The sequence below is a fragment of the Pararhizobium sp. genome, assembly GCF_965279435.1.
In the GTDB taxonomy this organism is placed as follows: domain Bacteria; phylum Pseudomonadota; class Alphaproteobacteria; order Rhizobiales; family Rhizobiaceae; genus Pararhizobium.
The window spans coordinates 822,335-843,437 of sequence record NZ_CBDIHY010000003.1 but is presented as its reverse complement, the minus strand read 5'-3'; the positions used below and the strand labels follow the sequence as shown (position 1 = coordinate 843,437).

The following is a 21,103-nucleotide window of genomic DNA, read 5'->3' as shown; positions in this document are numbered from 1 at the left end:
GGCCATGAACGTTCACACACCCGGCCCGAATTCGCCACCGAAGTGCTGGAGGATTGGACGGTGGCGGGCGATCATGCCGTGGGCAGGATCGGGCTCTCCATCAGCGTGCCGGTTTCGACATCGGCAATGCCCCGGTCCGTCTGGTGCGGTCCAGCATTGCAGGCAAGGGTTGCCCCGAAGCAGGCCTTGAAGACCAGATAAGGCGGTTGCCAGTCGACGATCTCGTCCATGGCGGCGCGAATGCCTGCGAAATCCCGGGCCACATCGTCCAGCGGCGCACCGGAGACCAGGCCTGAAAGCGGCAGTGGCAGAATTGCCTTGACCATTCCATTGGATGCTACCGCCATGCCGCCACCAGCAGCGATCACGGCATTGGCGGCAAGCGCCATGTCTTGCGGATCACTGCCGAACACCGTGAGGTTATGGCTATCATGGGAAACGGTATTGGCGAAGGCGCCGCGCCATTCGCCCCAGCCGCGTAGGAAACCGACACGCGAACGGCTGTCGCTGCGTCCATGGCGATGCGCCACCGCAATCAGTGTCGTGCCTTCCGGCGGCACGACAAAACCATCGCACACATCCGCCTGCGCTTCACCCCAGCGGGTAAAGCGCGGCTGGTCGATGGTGGCGATCCGGACGGTCATTTCGCTGGAGGCGACGCGGAATTCATCGGCCGTCAGCGGCGCGATTTTCATCGAGTGCGCAAGCACGGAAGTATCGGCAGATGTGATGTCCGCAAGCATGTGGCCGTCTTTGGCGACAACAACGCCGTTGGCGATGACGATGCTGGCTTTGAGATCAGTGAGGTTGTCGAACACGGCAATATCGGCGCGGCGGCCTGCAGCCACGAGGCCGAGATCGGAGCGGCCCAGCCGTTGCGCGGCATTGAGCGTTGCCGCCCGCAGCGCCCATTCCGGCTTCAGCCCGTAGCGCACCAGCCGCCTCACGACGTCGTCCAGACCGCCGCCTGCTACCAGATCGTCGGGAAAGACGTCGTCGGTGCAGAGGGTGAGGGTTTGCGGCAGATGGCCGAGCTGGTTCAAGGCCTCGACGAATTCCGGCAGCAGGTGATCGTGGGAGCCGCGCAGCTCGATGGCCATGCCGGCGCGCAGCTTTTCCATCAGGTCGGCGGCTGATGTCAACTCGTGGTCGGAGCTGATACCGGCAGCCATGAAGGCCGCGAGATCGCTACCCTTCAAGCCGCGCGCGTGGCCGCAGATCAGCTTTTCCGAGGCAAGACCCGCCTGAACGATGGCGCTCGTGCGCGGATCGCGGTCGATCACGCCGCGCATGTTCATGACCTCAGCGATCCCGCCGATTTCCGGCCAGGACAGGAGATCGGCGATTACATCGGCATCGAAATCTGCGCCGTTCAGTTCCAATCCGGGTGCTGACGGCACGCAGGAGGGAGCCAGCAGGATCATCCGCAGTGGCGACATCTTGGCGGCATCGGCGGCAAAGCGCACCCCGGCGACGCCATGGACATTGCCAAACTCGTGCGGATCCCAGACGATCGTCGTCACGCCGCGAGCCAGAACGGCGGACGCGTAGGTCGCGGGCGTCACCATCGAGCTTTCGATGTGCATATGCGTATCGATCAGGCCCGGTGAAACGAAACCACCGGAGATATTGATGATCTCTGCCGCATCCGCCCTTACCCCGGCCGGGTGCACGCTGGCGATCAGCGGTCCGACGAGGCCGATATCGGCCGCCCGCAGTTCGCCCGTCACCATGTCGACCAAAGTGCCGTTGACGATAAGGATGTCGAAGGGGGCATCGCCACGTGCTGCCGCAACCGCGCGGCTGCGCAGGCCGGCGTCATTGAGGTCGGCGGGTTCACCTGCTGCGGGATGTGTCATTTGCCGGCCTCCCAGCGCAGGGCATCCAGCACGATCGATTTGATCGCCGCTGCATCGCAATCGGCTGCGAATTCGGCATTGAAGGCGCCGTGGCTGGCGCGGATTTCCACCACGGTGCGGCCGCGTGTCAGCGAACCGGCAAGCTCCATACTGATCCGGGCCGGTTGGAAGGTGACAAGGTCGGGGCGGACGAAGGCTGCGGCGGCGGATGGATCATAGATTGCCATGGCCGGGCGGCCACGGCTGACGCCGATGTCGATGTAACCGGCGAGCATGTCAGCGAGCAGCGCGGCATTAGCCCCGCCTGCCTGCCGGACCGGCTCGATATCGCCGGGTGCGGCCAGAACCTTGCGGCAGAAGTCGAGATCGACCATGCGCAGCGGCAGGCCATGCGACAGCACGATGGCGACAGCTTCCGGGTCGGCAAGTGCGTTGAACTCGGCTGATGCCGTGTGGTTGCCGCGCGACAGCCCGCCACCCATCCAGGTGAGTTCGTCGATCCGGGCGGCCAGATCGGGCCGCGCCAGGGCCAGGGCTGCGATGTTGGTGAGCGGCCCGAGTGCCAGGATGCGGCGGGGGGAGGGCGTGTTTTCCAGCCAGCGGCAGAGCGCTTTGAAAGCATCGTCGCCTGCGACATCACCGGCATCCGGCAGTGTCAGTCCGGCGGTTGGAATGCCGGTCTCGCCGAGAATGTCCTGCGCGGTTTCGAGCGCACCCAAAACCGGCTGACTGCGTCCGGCATGAACGGGGATGGTCCAGCCGAAAGCCTTGGCCGCACCTGCGGTATTGCGACGAACCTGATCCATCGGCGTATTGCCGAACACCAGCGATACACCGTCGATTGCCATGCCCGCATGCATCACCACCAGAATGGCGGCGATGTCGTCAAAGCCCATATCCGTATCGATCCAGACACCCATGACGATTTAACCGAAGCGCTTGAGGAGAGCTGCACCCTCGACCGGCAGGTCGAAGGCAACGGTGGCGCCGAGTGCATGGGCGGGGAGGGTCGCGTCCACCTCCGTCTTGATGATGCCGAGCGGCGTTTCCAGCACATATTCGCGCGTGCCGCCGGCAAAGGAGACGCCGCGCACTGTGCCCGTCAGCGGGCCGGATCCGAAGGAAACCGCGCGGGGCCGCCAGGCAAGGCCTGCAACATCCGGGAGTGGCTTGGAGAGGGAGACTGCACCCTTGGCGGTGATCAGCTTGCCATCGCTGATAGCGAAGACGTTTTCGAAGCCGACGAAATCCGCAACGAAGCTGGAGACCGGGTGGTTGTAGATCTCTTCGGGCGTGCCGATCTGCTCGATGGCGCCGTTCTTCATCACGACGATCCGGTCGGCGAGCGCCAGCGCCTCGACCTGATCGTGAGTGACGAAGATCATCGTCACGCCGCTTTCCTTCTGCACGCGCTGCAGTTCGGTGCGCATTTCCAGCCGCAGGCGGGCATCGAGATTGGAGAGCGGTTCGTCAAGCAGAAGCACCTTCGGCTCCATCACCATGGATCGGGCAAGGGCCACGCGCTGCTGCTGGCCGCCGGAAAGCTCCGGGGTCTTGCGGTCTACGAAGGCCGCGAGGCCAACGGATTTGAGACCGGCTGTGACCTTTGTCTCCAGATCCGTGCCGCGCATGCCCTTCAGCTTGAGGCCGAAGGCAACGTTTTCGAACACCGTCAGATGCGGGAACAGAGCATAGGACTGGAACACCAGCCCGACCGCCCGCTTGTTGGCAGCAACCCGGGTGATATCAACGCCATCAAGGCTGATACGTCCGCCAACCGGCGTCATCAGGCCGGCAATCGACCGCATGGTCGTGGTCTTGCCACAGCCGGAAGGGCCAAGCAGCGCCAGCAATTCGCCTTTGCGGATCTCAAGATCGAGATCCTTGACGGCTATCGATTTGCCATAAGCGAGGGAGAGCTTGTCGAGGGTGAGGAAGGATGTGTCAGACATAGCGGGAGAACCCCAGAAAACGTTCGGCGGCAAAGACGATGCCGATGGACAGGAAAGCGAGCAGCGAAGACAGGGCGGCGATCGACGGGTCAAAGACGATCTCCATATAGCCGAGCATGTCGATCGGCAGGGTGCGCACACCCGGTCCGGACAAGAACAGCGAAACCGGAACCTGATTAAAGCTAGTGACGAAGCCGAGGATGAAGGCCGACAGGATGCCGCCGCGAATGTTCGGCAGCACCACCCGGAAGAAGGCGCCGAGCCGCGATGAGCCGAGCAGCACGGCAGCTTCTTCGATATCCGAGCGCAGGTTGTTGAGGCTGGCCGAAACCACCCGCACCGCATAGGGCAGGATCAGCGCCGTATGGGCCAGGAACAGCGCTAGCGTGATTGAAACACCGATAGGCACGACGAAGTAGCGCAGCAGCGCCAGGCCGACGATGATGCCCGGCACGATGATCGGTGCCGAGACGATGGTGCGTACGGTCTCGGACATCGGCAGCTTGTAGCGTGACATCGCGTAGGCGGCGGGTATGCCGAGCAGAAGGGCAGCAAACGTGCCGCCGATCGCCAGGAACATTGACATCACGAAGCTGTCGCGGAAACTCTCGATGGTGAAGACCTTGAGGATCCACTTGAACGAGAAGCCCTGCGGCGGAAAAGCCAGGGTATCGCCGGCCGAAAACGAGGCGGCGACGATGATCAGGAACGGGCCGATCAGGAAGATCAGCACCAGAAGCAGCGTGATCGGGGCGAACAGTCTCGGGGTCATCGCTTGTTCCTCGCCGTTGCGATCCGCTTCAGGAGAATATTGGCGGCAAAACTCATGACGATCAGGATGAAGGCGATGACGCTGGCCGAGACGAAATTGTTGGCGACGGTCACCTGCTGGTAGAGCAGCGTCTCCAACATCAGTACCTTCGATCCGCCGAGAATGGCGGGGGTGATATAGGCCGTCATCGAGCCGGTGAAGACCAGTGTGCCGCCGACCACAAGGCCTTCACGGGTCAGCGGTAGGACGACCTTCCAGAACACCTGAAACCAGTTGGCACCGAGCACCCGGGCGGCGGGTACGACATCCTTCGGCAGGTTTTCAAGCGCGCTGATCAGCGAGATCACCATCAAGGGTAGAAACAGCTGCAGCAGGCCAATGAAGACGGCGGTTTCGCTGAACAGGATGCGGATTGGTTCGTCGCTGAGGCCAACCGCCATCAGCGCCTGGTTGACGATGCCGGTGCGGCCGAGGATGACGATCCAGGCATAGGTGCGGGCGACGGGCGAAATCATCAGTGGCAGAACGACAAGCCCGATCATCCGGCCCTTGGCGCCCGGCGGCAGGCTGACGATGGCAAAGGCCGTAGCATAACCGATGACGGCTGCTGCCACGGTGACGAGCGCCCCGAGCTTCAGCGTCCGCAGAAAGACCGTCCGGTTCAGCGGTTGGGAAAAGAAATCCGCATAGGCCGACAGGCTCCAGCTATCTGCCGATCGAAAACCTTCCGACAACAGCAGGATAACCGGCACGAGAAAGACCAGCCCCGCGAAAATCGCGGCCGGCAGGGCGAGCGCCAATGCTTCTGCCCGGTTCTGGAACATGGTTCGTCGTCTCCAGCAGGTTCAAACGGGATCAACGCGATTGCCGGCGATCCCTGTAACTTTTGTTCGTGAGCCGGCCACGTCCCCCTCTTCCCATGAACGGGAAGAGGGGTGGGGTGAGGCGCTGTGGCAGCAGCATCTCACGTTGACGGCCGGTTCAGTCGGGGCGCAGTTTGCGAACCGGAGTTCGCTGGCTACGCCCCTTGCCTTGGGAGGCATTCGTGTTGGCCGGTTACTGGCCGACCTTGGCGTTCCACTCGGATAGCCACGCATCGCGGTTGTCGAGTGCTACGGCGGAGGGGATCAGCTTCAGGCTGTTGGCCGTTTCTTCGCCATAGGTCAGGTTACCGGCGATTTCGTCGGAAACCTTGGCTTCCTTGTTGGCCGGGCTATCGACCAGCTTTTCGGCCAGCTTTGTCTGGATTTCGGTCGAGAGCCAGAAATCCATGAATTCGAGTGCGAGATCCTGGTTCTTCGAGCCCTTGGTCAGAACCATGACGTTCATGCCGCCGGTCTGGCCTTCCTTCGGCGTCGCCCAGCCGAGCGGCAGGTCAAGCTTGGTGAACGGTGCCCAGGAGAAGCGGCCGATCGGTGCCGCCCAGATTTCTTCCTGCTGCATCAGCTGCACCAGCTGCGAGGATTTGACGTAGAAGGTAACGATATCGTCCTTCTTGGCGCCGAGCGCTTCAATCGCGCCCTTGAGGTCCGGCGTGTCGGTGCCAAGTGCCTTGCCGAGCATATACAGAGATGGCGGTCCCTGGTTGGTGGTGATGTTCGGGAAGGCGACGTGGCCGGCATATTCCGGCTTCAAAAGGTCGGCCCAGGACTCGATCTTCATCTTGTCGGTGCGATAGACGATAGAGGTTGCATAGAAAGTGTAGCCGATGCTCATGCCGTCGCCATTCGGGTCCTTGGCGATATCGTAGAGCTTGCCGAAGTTGCTGAGCTTGGCCGTGTCGATCTTCTCGATCAGGCCATTGCGGTCAGCCGATAGCGCGTCGGCCATGGAAACCGCGGCGATGTCGATGACAGGATTGGCCTTGTTGGCTTCGATCTTGGCAAGGCGCTCGACGCTGTTACCGGTTTCGACCACCAGCTTGCAGCCGCATTTGGCTTCGAAGGGATCGTAGACGATCTCCTTGAACTCGTCCTGCGCGAAGGCATAGACGGAAATTGTCAGGGTTTTTTCCTGCGCATGGGCGGCACCCATGGTGAGCATCAGCACGGCGGCTGACGAAAAGAGCATTTTGTTCATCTGTGTTCTCCTTCTGGTGTTTTCTTGGCTCATGTTTTCTGGCGTATGTTTTTTGGGACTTGTTATGGTCCCAGTCATGCAATGTGGGCATTCGCTGGTGGTGCCGACGTCTGCCGGACCACCAGTTTCATAGGCACGCTCGACCGCTCCGCCGCCACTGTTCCGGTCACGGTGCGCGCGACGTCCGAACCTGAGGTGTCGGCCTCGATGACGCGAACCAGCGCGGCGATGGCAATGTCGGCAATCTCCGCCATGTCCATCCGGACTGTTGTCAGGCCTGGGGTGACGACCGAAGACCAGACCAGATCATCGAAACCGGTGACGCTGACATGCTCGGGCACGCCGATACCGGCGCGCTGCAATTCCATCAGAGCCCTGAGCGCGGGCAGATCGGAAACGGCGGCAAAGGCGGTAAACCCATTCTCCACCTGTTCCTTCAGGCCAAGAAGACTTCCCTTGCCATGGATCTGTTCGTGTTTTTCGATCCAGAAAACGTCGGCAACACCGTCTGCGGGGATGCGGGATTTCATGCCGCCGATGCGGTCGTTCTGAACGTTCGAGGCTGGATTGTTGCCGATCAGCAAAAACTTGCGATGTCCCAGCGATATCAGATGCTCGATGACGGTCTGCCCGCCCTGCCAGTGATCCGCCGAAACCGTATTGCCGGGGGTGGAGGGGCTGTCGATGACGGCGACCGGACAGCCGATATCGGCAATGCGGGTGCCAAGCCGTGGAACGATGACGATGCCATCGACGTCGCGTTCGATCAGCCGGTTGATGGCGTCTGTCTGCAAGGCAACGTCGCCACGGGAGTCAGCGATCAGAACACCATAGCCAGCATGGCTTGCCGCATGTTCGATCGCCTGAGCAATCTGCGGAAACAGGGGATTGGCGATATTCGGGAGCACGAGGCCGAGAACGCCAGTGCGTCCGGTGCGCAGCGCCCGGCCGGTCAGGCTTGGCGTGTAGCCGAGTTCGGCTGCCGTAACTCGGATCTTTTCAGCCAGCTCGGTCGAGACACGTCCCTTGCCGGACAGCGCATTCGACACCGTTGCTGCAGACACGCCGAGTGTCGCGGCAATCTGGCTGAGGTTCGATCCTGTGCGCGGGTTGGCCATCTGATCCAACAGGGATGATTAATCGATTAATCAACTCTGTTACAGCAATGTTCCCGCGTTGTCGATACGGTTTTCAGGTTTGATACAGGCCGAAAATTTGCTCCGAAGGCGAAACGTCCGAAACGGGCGTCACCTGACAGACCGTTGCCGTCCGGCTTCAGTATTTCTTCTTCTGAACGACCTTGTTGCCGCGCGGTCCTGTCTGGACTGGCGTGTTGCTGACATTTTCCTCCAGCAGCTTGCGCCAACGGGCCAGCCGCTCCGCAGGCAAGGTGCCGGCCTTTATCGCGGCCTGAATGGCGCAGCCCGGTTCGTGATCGTGGGTACAGTCGCGAAACTTGCAGGAAGGCGCGAGATCGGTGATCTCGGAGAACAGCGTCTCAATGCCACCCAATACGTCGCTGACATGCAGGGTGCGCATTCCGGGTGTGTCGATCACCCAGCCACCACCGGCAATGGCGTGCAACGACCGCGCGGTCGTGGTGTGGCGCCCCTTGGCATCGCTTTCACGAATATCACCGGTCTCCTGCGCCGCCGCGTTGCTGAGGCCTGCAAGCGTATTGACCAGCGTCGATTTGCCGACCCCGGACGATCCGACCAGTGCGACAGTTTGTCCGGCGCCGCACCATGGGGCAAGTGCGGCTGCGGCATCTACGGAGCGGCCGTTCAATGCAACGACCTCCAGGTCGCGCTGCAGTGCCCTGGCCTCCCGCTCGAATGTGCTGGCGTCGTCGATCATGTCGGTCTTGGTCAGAACGATCACAGGGTTCGTTCCGGCCTGATTGGCCATCGCCAGGTAACGTTCCAGCCGCGCCGGGCTGAAATCTGCATTGCAGGAGGTGACGATGAACAGCGTATCGACATTGGCTGCAGCAAGCTGCTGGAGATGTCTGCCTTCCGTCCGGCGCTGCAGCAAGGTCCGGCGCTCAAGTCTGCGCATAAGCAGGTGGGTGCGGGGATCGGCCAGGATCCAGTCGCCAACGGCAAAATCGGCGGTATTGGTTTTATGGGCAAGAACAAGCTTGACCGGGCCTTCGGCGGACAGCGCGCTTAGCCGGGCGCGATGAACTTCGGCGATCCTCATAGGAAGGAGGTCCGCTTCGGATTGCTCGATCTGGGAGGCGAAAAAGTCGGACCAGCCATGCGACGCCAAGAAGGCCGCGTCTGCGCGCTCCGTCACGCTGCCGCTCCCCGGCACAGTGTCGCGTTCATGGATGACCTTTCTGAAAACAAGTTCAGACGCTGATAACAGAAGCGTCCTGATGGTGCCAATCGTTTCGCAAATGACAGTTTTGCAGTTTTGTCTGGGAAATGCCGCAAACTTCCGATAGGGAAGGGCATGCGGGCCATTTTGGCCCTTTTCATTTCGCATTGGCGACATTCGCAAACGGGCGTTCCCACTCAATCCGGGTTGCGTGTCGATGCCTTTTTCACCATTTCTACCAAGGACAGAACATGATTTCGCTTGAATTGACGCCGGTCCAGATCCGGGGACTGAAACTCGCCAAGGAAGGAAACCTCTTCCCGCAGCCGGCGAAAAAATGGACGCACGAAAATGCGACCGTCACCTATGCCAAGACCGACCGCTTCAAGGAGCGTCCGCAGAAGATTCGCTTCCTGACCACGACGACCCTGAACGAACTTGAAGGTCTCGGCTTTCTGGAACGCAGCCATCTCGACGACGACGCTGCTGTTGATCCGCGCGTGATCACGTTGGCCGGCAAGATGTGGCTGATGGCCAACAAGTAAGAACGTCCATCCAGGGGCGCCGGCGATACCTTCGAATGCATTCGCATTGAAGGGCCGGCCACCCGCCTGTTGTTGCCAGCGGCCCGGGCGAATGCCTTAAGCCCTTGGTTCTCCCCCCGGCGCATAGGCCGTGGTCTGCTCGAATTTGAATTTGTGTCCACAGCGGCAACGGATCACATGCCTGCGCGGATTGCTTGAGGCAAATTCCGTTTCGAAACCGCCCGGTAGGGCGTCGATTTCAAATCCCCGCGTCTTGCGGCTGGGCGTATCGTCCTCCGAAACCTCGGCAAAGCCCGTATTCCCGCAATGGGAACATTCCAATTTCCGTGAATAACGATCTCGCGCAGCCATCTTCGTTCCTTTGACAAGAGGCGGGTCATATCAAAACGGCCGCCGGATGGAAGGGCTGATTGTGCCCCTCCAAGGTTCGCTGCTTCAAACTTAGCTGCGCTCTTCCCAGACCTTTGCCAGTTCGACGATTGTCTTGACCGCCTTTTCCATGTCCTGCCGGCTCACCCATTCGAGCGGCGAATGAAACGCATGGCCGCCGGCGAAGATGTTGGGGCAGGGCAGGCCCATGAACGACAGGCGGGAACCATCGGTACCGCCGCGAATGCTGCCGCGCACTGGCTCCATGCCCGCCCGCCGGATCGCCTCGACGGCGTTATCGACGATTTCCGGATGGCGATCGAGAATCGCCTTCATGTTGCGATACTGCTGCTTGACCTCGAACGTGTAGGAGGAGCCGGGATAATCCGGCATGACATCCTTGATAATCGCCTCGATCATCGCTTCCTTGATGGCTAGGCCCTCGTCGTTGAAGTCGCGGACGATCAGGCTGATCGTCGCCTTGTCCATCGAGCTGGTAACGCCGGTTGGATGAACGAAGCCATCCCTGCCCTCAGTGGTCTCGGGCGCCACATGTTTCGGCAGCCTGTCGATGATGGCACCGGCGATCTTGATGGCGTTTTCCATCCTGCCCTTGGCAAAGCCCGGATGGATGGCAACGCCCTGAATGGTGATCTCGATGCCATCGGCGGAGAATGTCTCGTCTTCGATATGGCCAGCCGTTTCGCCATCCATCGTATAGGCGAATGCGGCACCCAGCTTCTTCAGATCGACCTTGTCGACACCACGGCCGATTTCCTCGTCCACCGTGAAGAGGATTTTGATGGTCCCGTGCTTGATGTCCGGATTGCCGATCAGGAATTGTGCCGCCGTCATGATTTCGGCAAGGCCGGCCTTGTCGTCGGCACCGAGCAGTGTCGTGCCGTCGGTGGTGATGATGTCGTTGCCGATCTGGTCGCGCAGGGCCGGATGGTCGGCAACGCGAATGATCTGTTGCGGATCGCCGGGAAGCTGGATGTCGCCACCGGCATAGTTGCGGATCAGCTGCGGCTTGACGTTGGTGCCGGTGAAATCGGGAGCCGTGTCCATGTGAGAGCAGAAGCAGATGACCGGCACCGGCTTGTCGACATTCGACGGAATGGTCGCGTAGATATAGCCGTGCTCGTCGAGATGTGCGTCCGAAAGCCCGATCGCCAGCAGCTCCTCGACCAGCAGACGGCCCAGGTTCTTCTGCTTTTCGGTGGAGGGCTGGGTTTCCGATTTGGCGTCCGACTGGGTGTCGATCACGACATAGCGCAGGAAACGGTCGGTAACGGTATCGGTCATGGCTCACTCCATTGCATCTGCGTCAGGTGCTCTTCTGTAGCCTTCGCCATCTGCGCCGTGAAGGCATTTCCGGGAAAAAGGCCCTTCAAAAAGCCGTGTCCCGTCCTGTCGAAAACCTGCGACATTCCCCGAAACACGTGGCATAAGGGCGCCGCAACATTCTTGGGCACCGCACACATGATCCGTATCGAAAATATCAGCAAGCAGCTGAGCCACCGCATTCTTTTCATCGAGGCTTCCGCCGCGCTCAACAAGGGCGAGAAGATCGGGCTTGTTGGTCCGAACGGTGCCGGCAAGACCACAGTTTTCCGGATGATCACCGGTGAGGAGCAGCCTGATGAGGGGCAGGTGGCCGTCGAGAGAGGCGTCACCATCGGTTACTTCAATCAGGATGTCGGCGAGATGGAAGGCCGCAGCGCGGTTGCGGAAGTGATGGACGGTGCCGGTCCGGTCAGTATCGTTGCCGCCGAATTGCACGAACTCGAAACCGCTATGGTCGATCCCGACCGGCTGGACGAGATGGACGCCATCATCGAGCGCTACGGTGAGGTGCAGGCGCGTTATGAGGAACTGGACGGCTATGCGCTTGATGGCCGCGCCCGCGAAGTTCTGTCAGGTCTGAGCTTCACCCAGGAAATGATGGACGGCGATGTCGGCAAACTGTCCGGCGGCTGGAAGATGCGCGTGGCGCTTGCCCGCATCCTCTTGATGCGTCCCGACGTCATGCTGCTCGACGAACCGAGCAACCATCTGGATCTGGAAAGCCTGATCTGGCTGGAGGAATTCCTCAAGAATTACGAGGGCGCCCTTCTGATGACCTCGCATGACCGCGAGTTCATGAACCGCATCGTTACCAAGTTGATCGAGATCGACGGCGGCGGGTTGACCACCTATTCCGGCGACTATGAATTTTATGAGCAGCAGCGCGCGCTGAACGAAAAGCACCAGCTCGCCCAGTTCGAGCGGCAGCAGGCGATGCTGGCCAAGGAAATCAAGTTCATCGAGCGCTTCAAGGCGCGTGCCTCGCATGCGGCCCAGGTCCAGAGCCGGGTGAAAAAACTCGACAAGATCGAGCGGGTGGAGCCACCCAAGCGTCGCCAGGTCGTAGCATTCGAATTCCTGCCGGCGCCGCGCTCAGGCGAAGATGTGATCAACCTGAAAAACGTGCACAAGAGCTATGGCAGCCGCAGCATCTATGAAGGGCTGGACTTCATGGTCCGTCGCAAGGAGCGCTGGTGCATCATGGGCATCAACGGTGCCGGAAAGTCGACGCTGCTGAAGCTGGTGACGGGATCGACGGACCCGGACCAGGGAACGGTCGCGCTGGGTGCCAGCGTCAAGATGGGTTATTTCGCCCAGCACGCCATGGATCTGCTCGACGGCGAGCGCACCGTGTTCGAAACGCTAGAGCACGAATTCCCCCGCGCCGGGCAAGGACCACTCCGGGCGCTGGCAGGCTGTTTCGGCTTTTCCGGCGACGACGTCGAAAAGCGCTGCCGCGTTTTGTCAGGCGGCGAAAAGGCGCGGCTGGTCATGGCGATCATGCTGTTCGACCCACCCAACCTGCTGGTGCTCGACGAGCCGACCAACCATCTGGACCTCGACACCAAGGAAATGCTCATCAAGGCGCTTTCCGAGTACGAAGGCACCATGCTGTTCGTGTCCCACGACCGGCATTTCCTCGGCGCATTGTCCAATCGGGTTCTGGAACTGACCCCGGATGGTATCCACGAATATGGCGGCGGCTATACGGAATATGTGGCGCGAACCGGCCATGAGGCGCCCGGCCTGCGGAGCTGATTGGCTTCCACGTCAGTCTCTTTCGAGAAGAAAGAACGTTGTCGGGCCTGATGCTGCGTCATTGGAAAGCCGGAAGCCGGTTGGGGATATAACCTGACCGGCGGCGGTTGAGGCGACGCCGTTCAGGGTGACCGGCGTCAGCCGCCATTCGCCCTTGGCAAGGTTGAGAGACAGGTCGACATAGCCTTTGCGGATCAAAACCGGCAGGCGGCCGAAATCGGCGATCACTTTTTCCTCGTCGTCGCTGAACTTCATGCCGGTATTGTGCGCATCGGTGGCGTAGATGACGAGAAGCCGGCGGCTTTGCGTAATGCTCTTAGCATCGTCCAGCACGGAAACAGCCAGCAGCCCATTGCCATCCGATGCCTCGACGCGGACGCTGCCCAGGTTGACGGGCTCCCGCAGCGTCGAAAAAGCCACCGCTTCGGTCTTTGGCGTGGAAACCCGCAGTTGGCCGCGCAAGCGGTCGAGTAGGAGTTCGCCGGTATCGCTTTCATAAAGCCCGGTCTTCAGGTCGGTCTGGTTGCCCTTCGTCAAAAGTCCGGCAGCCTTGGCTGCATCGAGGATGGCCTGGGGATCGACGGACGATCGCGGCTGGCCGACACTCAAGCTGCCCGTTGCCGCCTTCGTCATGCCGATTGCGCCGACAAGGCCAAGCTCGGTGAGCTGTTCGAGTTCGCGCGCCTGCATATCGTCAGTGAGATCCTCCGTGCTCCTTACAAGAAACGGGATCGTCAATTTCGAGGTGGCGACATCGCCACGCCGGAACAGAAGTGCTGCGAGCGTCTCGCCGGCGCGCGCCACCGGGTCAAGTGCGATGGCATAGGGAAGCATGCCCTTCTTGTGGGGATAGGGCTCGCCGTACTTCAGAATGATCGGACCGTGTGCGTGGCGGCAGAGTACGTCCCAGCCCTGTTGCGCCGCATAAGCCGGCATCACCAGCCCGGCCTCATAGCGATAGCGGTTCCAGAAGAGATGATCGTATTCGCTGACGACGAAAGGCTTGCCGAGCCAGCGGGCGGCGGCGATCAGGCGCACGTAGCCAGCGCCGTCATCGATCGAGCTTTTCTGCGTCATGGTCGCGCCGGGCGAATAGCTGCCGACCCAGTCCTGATAGGTATTCATCGTGATGACGGGCAGAGCCTCGCGGCTCAGTGTTGTCTGGAGTGTTGGCCAGTTGTTGAAATTGCTGATCTCGCCCTTGTAGCCAAGGCCGCGCAGGGCGTCCGTCATCCGGGCGGTGGTTCCGGTTTCAACGGATACGAAAAAGGCCTGCAGGTCCTTGAGACGGGGTGAATCCTCGTAACGGGATTTGGGTAACGCGATCGAGGCGTCTTCCAGCCGTTCGTCAGACTTCAGGTCCGGCCATGCTTTTGAAAGTGCTTCAGACGAGCCATAGCGCTGTTTCAGCCAGGCATTGAAGGGGAGTTTCAATCGGTCATCATAGTGCGGTTTGCCCTCGCGCTCCCGCACGATGCTGTCGAATTCGATATTGTTCTCGTTGACGAGTATGACCAATGCCAGCGCGCTGTCGTTGATCGGTGCGGTGCCGGTATAGGGATTGACCAGCGTCAGGAAACGGCGCTGGAATTCCAGCCAGTGGTCGAAGGCCTTGCCGTCGAAGTAAAGGGCAAGTTTCAGATCGCTTGAGGGCTCCCAGCGGTCGTCATAGCCGCCATAGGCGCCGCGCCAGGAGGACAGGCCGTCCATGATCCAGTAGATGCCGTTACGCTTCAGTGCGGCCAGCAGGTAGTGGACGCGGTCAAGAGTTTCGGGATCGAAATCGAAATCACGGTTGCGGCCGAACATCAGGCTGGCATCGACAAAATGCAGCCGGGCAATATTGTAGCCATGTTTGGCCAGCTGTGCCGCGTAGAGATCGGCATCGGCATGGTTGGGAAAACCGCCGGATGCCGGGCTCCAGGCCAGCGATGCGCAGAGCAGTTTTACGGGTTTGTCCGGCGCGCTGGCGCGGACAAAATTGCCCTGTTTTCCGGTCAGAAGCTGGCTGCCGTCGTCAATGGGTGGATTGGGCAGGATGGCTGAAAAATCGAGAGGGCTTTGGTTGCCGAGCACCATCGAGCTCTCGCGCACCGGCAGCCATTCGTCGGACGCGAAGACCGGCGATGGAATTGCCAGCAAGGCAGCGAGTGCCCAACGGCCCCAATGCATCATTGGGCTGCTCCGATCGTCCGGCTTTCGATCCAGGACTGCGGCGGCAGGCGGCGGCGAAAGAAACCGGCCGGCACAGCGGCGGCGTGAAAGCACCAGGCGACGACCGTGTAGAGGCCCATGGCAAAGCCGCCCTTCTTGATGCTGATCACGAGAACGATGGCGGCTGCCAGCGCGATCACCATTGCCAGACCTGACAGGAAACCCGGGGCCTTAAACAGGATGATGATCGACACAGCCCACCAGCAATAGACGGCTGCCCAGAGTTTTAGTTCCGGCAATTCAGCGATCAGCCGGCCGAAATAGGGCTTGCCGACCGATGCGCGCAACAGTTCGCCGGTGCCGTAGAGGTATTTGCTGTTCCAGCGCCGCATCAGCAGTCGGTACGAGTTCGACGTATGCCCGAAATGGCTGACGAAGCGCCGGTCGAGGCGATGAAGCCGCCAGCCCAAGCTGCGCAGCCGGACGCCGAGATCGAATTCCTCGTAACCATGCAGATTGCGGTCGGATATGTAACCGGCCTTCTCGATGGCGCTGCGTCTGTAAAGCCCGCCGCCATTCATCCGGTCGATGTCCCCGACACGGTTTTCCGGCGCGTTGCGCTGGACCCGGCGTGCATATTCGAGATTGGCTGTCTGCATTTCCTCGACATGGCCAGTGACACCGGCGACATCCGGATTGCCGGCAAGAAAGCGCAGCGCGTCGGGAAGGAATTCTGGATCGAGGATCATGTCGCCGTCGAGCAGGCAGACGTGATCGAAGGTGGAATACTGGAAGCCGAGCTGCGGACCTATGCCACAGCTGGCCTGCGCTGGCGGTGCGATCTGCACGACGGTGACCGGGTAGCCGGAGGCGATGTCAATGGTGCGGTCCCTGGAGCCGCTATCGGCGATAATGACTTCGCCGATGCCGCCGGGCAGCGCTGCAAGCGCGCTTTCGATGGTCGCGGCGATGCGCTTTTCTTCATTCAAGGTCTTGATGATGATGGATACGCCCAAAATGACATCCCCGTTTGCATGAAGCACCGCCGGCGCGTTGTTGGACAAGACTGTGACATCGCTCATGATTTCGCCGATGATTTGAAATTTGGTTGATGCCCGGATGGATCGCTGCCGTCAGCGGGGCCGCCTGCGAAGGACGGATCGATACACCTCCGCCGTTCGCTCGCTGATCTTCTTCCAGCTGTAGTCCGTCTGGATCTGGCTTGTCAGTAGGTCCGTGCCGTCCTCATCGAATGGGCTGGACAATTTGCGCCCGAGAGCCGCAGCCAGCGCATCGACATCGCCCATGCGAAAGTAATCGTTGGGGGCGAGCTTGAGTTCACGATTGGCAACGATATCGCTGGCAAGAACCGGCAAGCCGTAGCTCAGGGCTTCCAAAAGCGCGATCGGCATGCCTTCGTGGCTTGACGGAAGCACGAACAGGGCGGCGTTGCTGTACAGTTCCGCAAGTGCGCCACCGGTCTGGAAACCCGTCATAACCACCGAAGGCGTTTCGGCTGCCAGCGCCTTCACGTAAGCCGAATACTCGGTTTCATGATCTGCGCCACCAACGATGACCAGTTTTTCCGGCCGATTTGCCTTGGCAAAAGCAAGGATCAGGTCGTGCTGGCGCTTTTCGGGAACAAGGCGGGCCATCATGACGATGTATCGGCGCTGCGTCAGTCCGAAACTCTTGAGGGTTTCAGTGGAGGTGGTCTTGGGGTGCACCGAAACGCCGTTCGGCACGAAATCGACGGCGACGCCATAGGTTTCCCGCATGGCGCGAACGATTTCTTGCGAAATCGCGATACGACCATTGGAGGCGTACATCCCGAATGCCTCGCCCGTCTTGAGCATGCGCTTGGCAAACCGACCCCACTTCTGGCGATCGTAGTCGTAGCCATGGTGGGTGACGATGACCTTCAACCCGAAGAGGCGGGCGAGCGGCGCGACCAAAGCCGGGCCGACAGCATGGATATGCAGAACATCGGGGCGTTGACGCGCGGCATGGAAGACGCCGGCGATGCTATGCCCGATGGCCTCCAGGGCCATCCTCTTTGGCGCCCAGAGCGGAATGACCCGAATACCGTTCCAGACACTTTCCAATGCGCTCGGCAGATATTGACGACGGCCGATAACATCGACGTCCCAACCCATCTTGACGAGTTCGGTGCCGATCATCTCGATATGCTTTTCGACACCGCCCTGGACATTGGGGATGCCCCGGCTCCCGAGCATCATCACCCGGGGGCGAGCAGCGGGTTTCTTGAGTGTTTCAGCGGATGGAAAAAGAGACGTTTCGCTCAACCTTGGGGCAGGCACAATCGCTATGCGCTCCGCGAGCGGGACGCCTGCGATGGACGGCATTTCCGCAGGTTTGTCCTCAGCCACTTTTCGCAGGCCTTCACGGATATTGCGCAGGCTGCTGTCGATACCTGTTTGTTCAGGTTGAGATTCTGCCGTTCTGAAAGTGCGCGGCTCGTGGCCCATCGTTCCAAATCCCTGGTTCCTTGGGATATGGTTTAGTTGCGAAGGGCTGAAATGAGGGAAATATAACCGTTAAAATTGTACGGACCGGGTGAAATTATGAGTTGTTATCTCGAAAAGTGTATCAATTTGATTGTGCGATCGAGCGCGTGGCCATCGGCAAAGATGCGCCAAGGCTGGCATAGAGTTCTGTCGTCCGCCGCAGATAAGCGGACGAGGAGAATTCGACGGCGATCCATTGCCGTGCCTTCCGGCCCATCTCCCGCCGCTCTTGCGGCGTGCGTGAAGCCATCGCGGTGAGGGCGGTTGCCAGATCCTCCACATTCCCAGGCATGGCCAACAAGCCGGTTTCGCCGTCGAGGACCATCTCCGGAATGCCGCCAATGTTGGCGCCAATGACCGGAGTTTCCAGTGCATAGGCTTCGAGCACACTGATCGGCGCATTCTCGTACCACTCGGACGGCAGCACCAGTGCCTTGGCTTCACCGATCAGCCGATGCAGTGCTGTCCCGGACAGATAGCCGGCGAACACGACATCTGCTTCTAGCGTCTGCGCCAGCGCTTTCAGCGCGGCTTCCTCCGGTCCGGTTCCGGCAATCACCAGCTTCTGCTTCGACAGGGCGGCGGCGCGTATCAGTGTGTCGATCCCCTTTTCAGGCGCGAGGCGGCCGGCGAAAGCGAAATAGTCGCGCTCGGTCCAATCTGTATCGAAGGTGTCGATATCGACGAAATTCGGAATGTAGACCATTTTTTCGCGCGGCCAGCCCCACTCGACGAGCTTGTCGATGTAGAACCGGCTGGGGACGACGAGGCGGTCGAGATTGTTGCGATACAGGCCAAGGCTGCGATGCAGCGCGGTCTCGGCCAGAACGACGGTGCTGAGCACGGTCGATCCTTTGATGCAGCGGTGCACAAGGACATTGTGGATGCGGCCACCCTTGCAGTCCTCGCAGACCTTGGCATCGCGCAGCATCTTGTAGGAGGGACAGGCAAGCTTGAGGTCGTGAACGGTCATGACCGTTGGGATGCCAGCCGATTTCAACGTCGAGAAGATCGCCGGCGACAGGTGATGGTAGACGTTGTGCGCGTGGGCGATCGCCGGATTGACCCGCTCGATCAGCCGCTTGATATTGCGCTGCGCCTCGAAGGAGTAGATGATCTTCGCGACCTGCTTGATCTTGTTCAGCGTGCCGGTTTCATGGCCGTATTCGATCTCCGAAACGAAGTAGTCGGACCATGGGCTGGGCGGGTTCAACTCATGCTGCATGGCGAAGGGAACGACATCCCAGCCGGCCTGTTCGAACATGGCGATGTGATCGAGAAACACAGCCTCGGCACCACCCCTGCGGTAGAAGTAGTTGTTGATCTTCAGCAATGTCGGCTTGCAGTTTGCCTGGCTAACGATGGTCACGGGTGGGCCTCTTTCCAGCCGAAGCGATCCAGCGCCTCGCAAACGGGGAGAATATCGCATTGGCGTTCGCGGGCGTGCGAAACCAGCCGCTCCAGCGTTTCCGGCCGGCAGCCATAGTGTGTCGGCGTGGAGGCGATATCGTGGGTGAAGAAGATCAGCCAGCCCGGATCGGCTGCGACATCGTCTATCCACCGCGTCAGGCCAAGAGCATGGTCCTCCGGCTGGCGGATTTCGACGGCTTTCAGCATGAAGGGATCGACTGTTCCCCGGTTGATGGCTTCGCCCGCAGCCCGGCATGTCGTGTATCGCTGTTTCAGAACGTGCCTAAGCCGTGGGGTTGCGGCGTTGTAGGGGAAGGCGAAATTGGTCGGCCGGCGAGAAATCCCGGCACCGGTCAGGAAGGCGTCATTGCGATCGAGATCATCGGCAAATGACCCGCTGCTGAGAGTGCTGACCTTGTGGTGCGAAAACGTATGGCAACCGATTTCGTGTCCGCGTGCAAACAGTTCACGACAGCCATCAGCCGAAATCAGGCGCCGATCTGGCTCAACGCGCCCTTCCAGCCCGCCGGCGATGTAGAACGTCCCGCGCACGCCATATTTTTCCAGAATGGCCGCACCGTTGGTCAAAGCCGTATCTGGAACGTCGTCGAAGGTGAAGGAAATGATCGGCCGCTCTGCCGGGATAGGCCGCCGTGTTCTGGCGAATTGCCAGATCAGCCGGTTGTTCAGCCGGTCGGCGATATTGGTGAGCGTGTTGACAATGTCAGGCATGGGCCGCTGGCCTTTCTGCAGGAGCAAAACGTTTCCCGGACAGCGTCGCCGACGATTGAAACCGCAGGCCATACAGGCAATAGAGGAAGGTGAACCAGAGCAAATTGCCGCCCTCGAAAAACAGACTTTCCAGGCCGGCATTGAAAATCACATAGAGCCAGACCCGGATGAAAAGCCGCGTCAGATCCGAATGCTCGGCGGCTGGGGGCAGGCGTGAGATGTCGCGCAACGGCAGGAAGAGAACCCAGAGCAAGGTCATGAACAGACCGGGGATGCCGGTCATCAGCGCGATATCGAGGTAGGAATTATGCCCGTTGGCCGCAGCGACCGCCCAGGTTTCGACGGCACCGCCGCTATAAACCAGTTCCTGCGTCTGCCAGAATGCCTTGATGCCGTAGCCGGTGATCGGATTTTCGGCCAGCGCCGTGAAGGCAAATCGCCAGATGTCGGCCCGGTTGGTGAATGTCGCGTCGATCCCGAGCGATGTGATGAAGTCGCCAAGCGGCCGGAAGACCGCTGAGCCGACGGCAAACAGATTGAACAGCGCGACGCCGCCAACGGCGATGGGAATGCGCAAAAACCGCAGGCGCTCGAACACAAAGGCAAGGATCAGGATGCCGGGCAGCATGGCGCTCGAGGTTTTTCCGCCGGTGTGGACGAGGAAGACGACCGACAGAACGACGATGGTGATCCCGGCCAGCCGCGACCAGGCATTCATCACGAAAAGGCCGAAGAAGGCGGCGATCACCATGGCAGCGGCGGCGCTGTTCTTGTGCGGGAAATGACCGCGCCACATGCCGGCATTCATCGGCTCACGCAGTTCGGACAGCTGATGGATCGACACTTCGGGTTTGAAGATGACACCGTAATAGGCGGTTGCCAGCGTGATCAGCGTACCGATCGCCAGCATCTTGGCGAATTGCTTCTCCGATGATGGCATCAGCAGATAGATGCTGGCATTGATGGTCGCCATGACGGTCAGGATGACCGCTTTGATGCCGAGCATCGGATGGTTGGAAATCAGCGAAACGAACAGGAACCAGCCGAACATTGGCAGCAGCAGGGCGCGGGGCTGCAGGATTGTCGCGCGCAACGGGTGAAGCAGACCGTAGCAGAGCGTGCCCGCAAACAGGCTAAGCGACACGATCTGGTTCAGACGGTTCGAATTGCCGGCGGACGGGTCGAGAATGCCTTCGCCGGTCAGGTCGACGAATGGCGTCAGGGAAATCCAGAAGAACAGGAAGATCGCCATGAACAGGACTGGACCGGCGCTGAT

General features: G+C 60.5%; 17 protein-coding genes. 2 read left to right on the top strand and 15 right to left on the bottom strand.

Annotation, left to right across the window (positions count from 1 at the left end):
• Positions 1–71: 71 nt before the first annotated feature.
• From ACQY8Q_RS09710 to rsgA, 8 genes are all read right to left on the bottom strand, one after another.
• Complete coding sequence (locus ACQY8Q_RS09710) at positions 72–1,859, bottom strand: adenine deaminase (RefSeq protein WP_428426395.1); 1,788 nt, start codon at positions 1,857–1,859, stop codon at positions 72–74.
• A complete protein-coding gene (locus ACQY8Q_RS09705; RefSeq protein WP_428426394.1) occupies positions 1,856–2,779 on the bottom strand; it encodes a nucleoside hydrolase in 924 nt (307 codons plus the stop codon). Before ACQY8Q_RS09705 ends, ACQY8Q_RS09710 begins: the two co-directional genes overlap by 4 nt.
• Before the next feature lie 6 nt (positions 2,780–2,785).
• Positions 2,786–3,811 carry an ABC transporter ATP-binding protein gene (locus ACQY8Q_RS09700; protein WP_428426393.1) on the bottom strand — a complete coding sequence of 342 codons (1,026 nt, stop codon included), beginning with the start codon at positions 3,809–3,811 and terminating at the stop codon, positions 2,786–2,788.
• The gene (locus tag ACQY8Q_RS09695; RefSeq protein ID WP_428426392.1) at positions 3,804–4,583 is read right to left on the bottom strand and encodes an ABC transporter permease; all 780 of its coding nucleotides are present in this window, start codon (positions 4,581–4,583) and stop codon (positions 3,804–3,806) included. Before ACQY8Q_RS09695 ends, ACQY8Q_RS09700 begins: the two co-directional genes overlap by 8 nt.
• Positions 4,580–5,407 (bottom strand): ABC transporter permease, encoded by an 828-nt coding sequence (locus ACQY8Q_RS09690; protein WP_428426391.1) that lies wholly within the window; start codon positions 5,405–5,407, stop codon positions 4,580–4,582. The genes ACQY8Q_RS09695 and ACQY8Q_RS09690 overlap by 4 nt, the downstream gene beginning before the upstream one ends.
• A 232-nt stretch (positions 5,408–5,639) precedes the next feature.
• A complete protein-coding gene (locus ACQY8Q_RS09685) occupies positions 5,640–6,662 on the bottom strand; it encodes an ABC transporter substrate-binding protein (RefSeq protein ID WP_428426390.1) in 1,023 nt (340 codons plus the stop codon).
• Positions 6,663–6,736: 74 nt separating this feature from the next.
• On the bottom strand, positions 6,737–7,780 hold the full coding sequence (locus tag ACQY8Q_RS09680; RefSeq protein ID WP_428426389.1) for a LacI family DNA-binding transcriptional regulator: 1,044 nt from the start codon (positions 7,778–7,780) through the stop codon (positions 6,737–6,739).
• 157 nt (positions 7,781–7,937) lie between these two features.
• Positions 7,938–8,960: a ribosome small subunit-dependent GTPase A gene (rsgA, locus tag ACQY8Q_RS09675; RefSeq protein WP_428426388.1), complete on the bottom strand. Its 1,023-nt coding sequence runs from the start codon at positions 8,958–8,960 to the stop codon at positions 7,938–7,940.
• 275 nt (positions 8,961–9,235) lie between these two features.
• Here rsgA and ACQY8Q_RS09670 point away from each other — a divergent pair, with 275 nt between their 5' ends.
• Positions 9,236–9,529 carry a hypothetical protein gene (locus tag ACQY8Q_RS09670; RefSeq protein WP_428426387.1) on the top strand — a complete coding sequence of 98 codons (294 nt, stop codon included), beginning with the start codon at positions 9,236–9,238 and terminating at the stop codon, positions 9,527–9,529.
• A gap of 441 nt (positions 9,530–9,970) precedes the next feature.
• Here ACQY8Q_RS09670 and pepT read toward each other — a convergent pair whose 3' ends face one another.
• The gene (gene pepT / locus ACQY8Q_RS09665; protein ID WP_428426386.1) at positions 9,971–11,203 is read right to left on the bottom strand and encodes a peptidase T; all 1,233 of its coding nucleotides are present in this window, start codon (positions 11,201–11,203) and stop codon (positions 9,971–9,973) included.
• 177 nt (positions 11,204–11,380) lie between these two features.
• Here pepT and ACQY8Q_RS09660 point away from each other — a divergent pair, with 177 nt between their 5' ends.
• Positions 11,381–13,003 (top strand): ABC-F family ATP-binding cassette domain-containing protein, encoded by a 1,623-nt coding sequence (locus ACQY8Q_RS09660; protein WP_428426385.1) that lies wholly within the window; start codon positions 11,381–11,383, stop codon positions 13,001–13,003.
• 12 nt (positions 13,004–13,015) lie between these two features.
• Here ACQY8Q_RS09660 and ACQY8Q_RS09655 read toward each other — a convergent pair whose 3' ends face one another.
• The 6 genes from ACQY8Q_RS09655 to ACQY8Q_RS09630 form a co-directional block, all read right to left on the bottom strand.
• The gene (locus ACQY8Q_RS09655; protein ID WP_428429736.1) at positions 13,016–15,175 is read right to left on the bottom strand and encodes a glycoside hydrolase; all 2,160 of its coding nucleotides are present in this window, start codon (positions 15,173–15,175) and stop codon (positions 13,016–13,018) included.
• The gene (locus tag ACQY8Q_RS09650) at positions 15,175–16,173 is read right to left on the bottom strand and encodes a glycosyltransferase (RefSeq protein ID WP_428429735.1); all 999 of its coding nucleotides are present in this window, start codon (positions 16,171–16,173) and stop codon (positions 15,175–15,177) included. The genes ACQY8Q_RS09655 and ACQY8Q_RS09650 overlap by 1 nt, the downstream gene beginning before the upstream one ends.
• Before the next feature lie 117 nt (positions 16,174–16,290).
• The gene (locus ACQY8Q_RS09645) at positions 16,291–17,397 is read right to left on the bottom strand and encodes a glycosyltransferase family 4 protein (protein ID WP_428429733.1); all 1,107 of its coding nucleotides are present in this window, start codon (positions 17,395–17,397) and stop codon (positions 16,291–16,293) included.
• A gap of 370 nt (positions 17,398–17,767) precedes the next feature.
• The gene (locus ACQY8Q_RS09640; protein ID WP_428429732.1) at positions 17,768–19,048 is read right to left on the bottom strand and encodes a glycosyltransferase family 4 protein; all 1,281 of its coding nucleotides are present in this window, start codon (positions 19,046–19,048) and stop codon (positions 17,768–17,770) included.
• Between the two features lie 2 nt (positions 19,049–19,050).
• Positions 19,051–19,827, bottom strand: coding sequence for a polysaccharide deacetylase family protein (locus ACQY8Q_RS09635; protein ID WP_428426384.1), 777 nt, complete (start codon positions 19,825–19,827; stop codon positions 19,051–19,053).
• Positions 19,820–21,079 carry an O-antigen ligase family protein gene (locus ACQY8Q_RS09630; protein WP_428429730.1) on the bottom strand — a complete coding sequence of 420 codons (1,260 nt, stop codon included), beginning with the start codon at positions 21,077–21,079 and terminating at the stop codon, positions 19,820–19,822. The genes ACQY8Q_RS09635 and ACQY8Q_RS09630 overlap by 8 nt, the downstream gene beginning before the upstream one ends.
• Positions 21,080–21,103 lie beyond the last annotated feature (24 nt).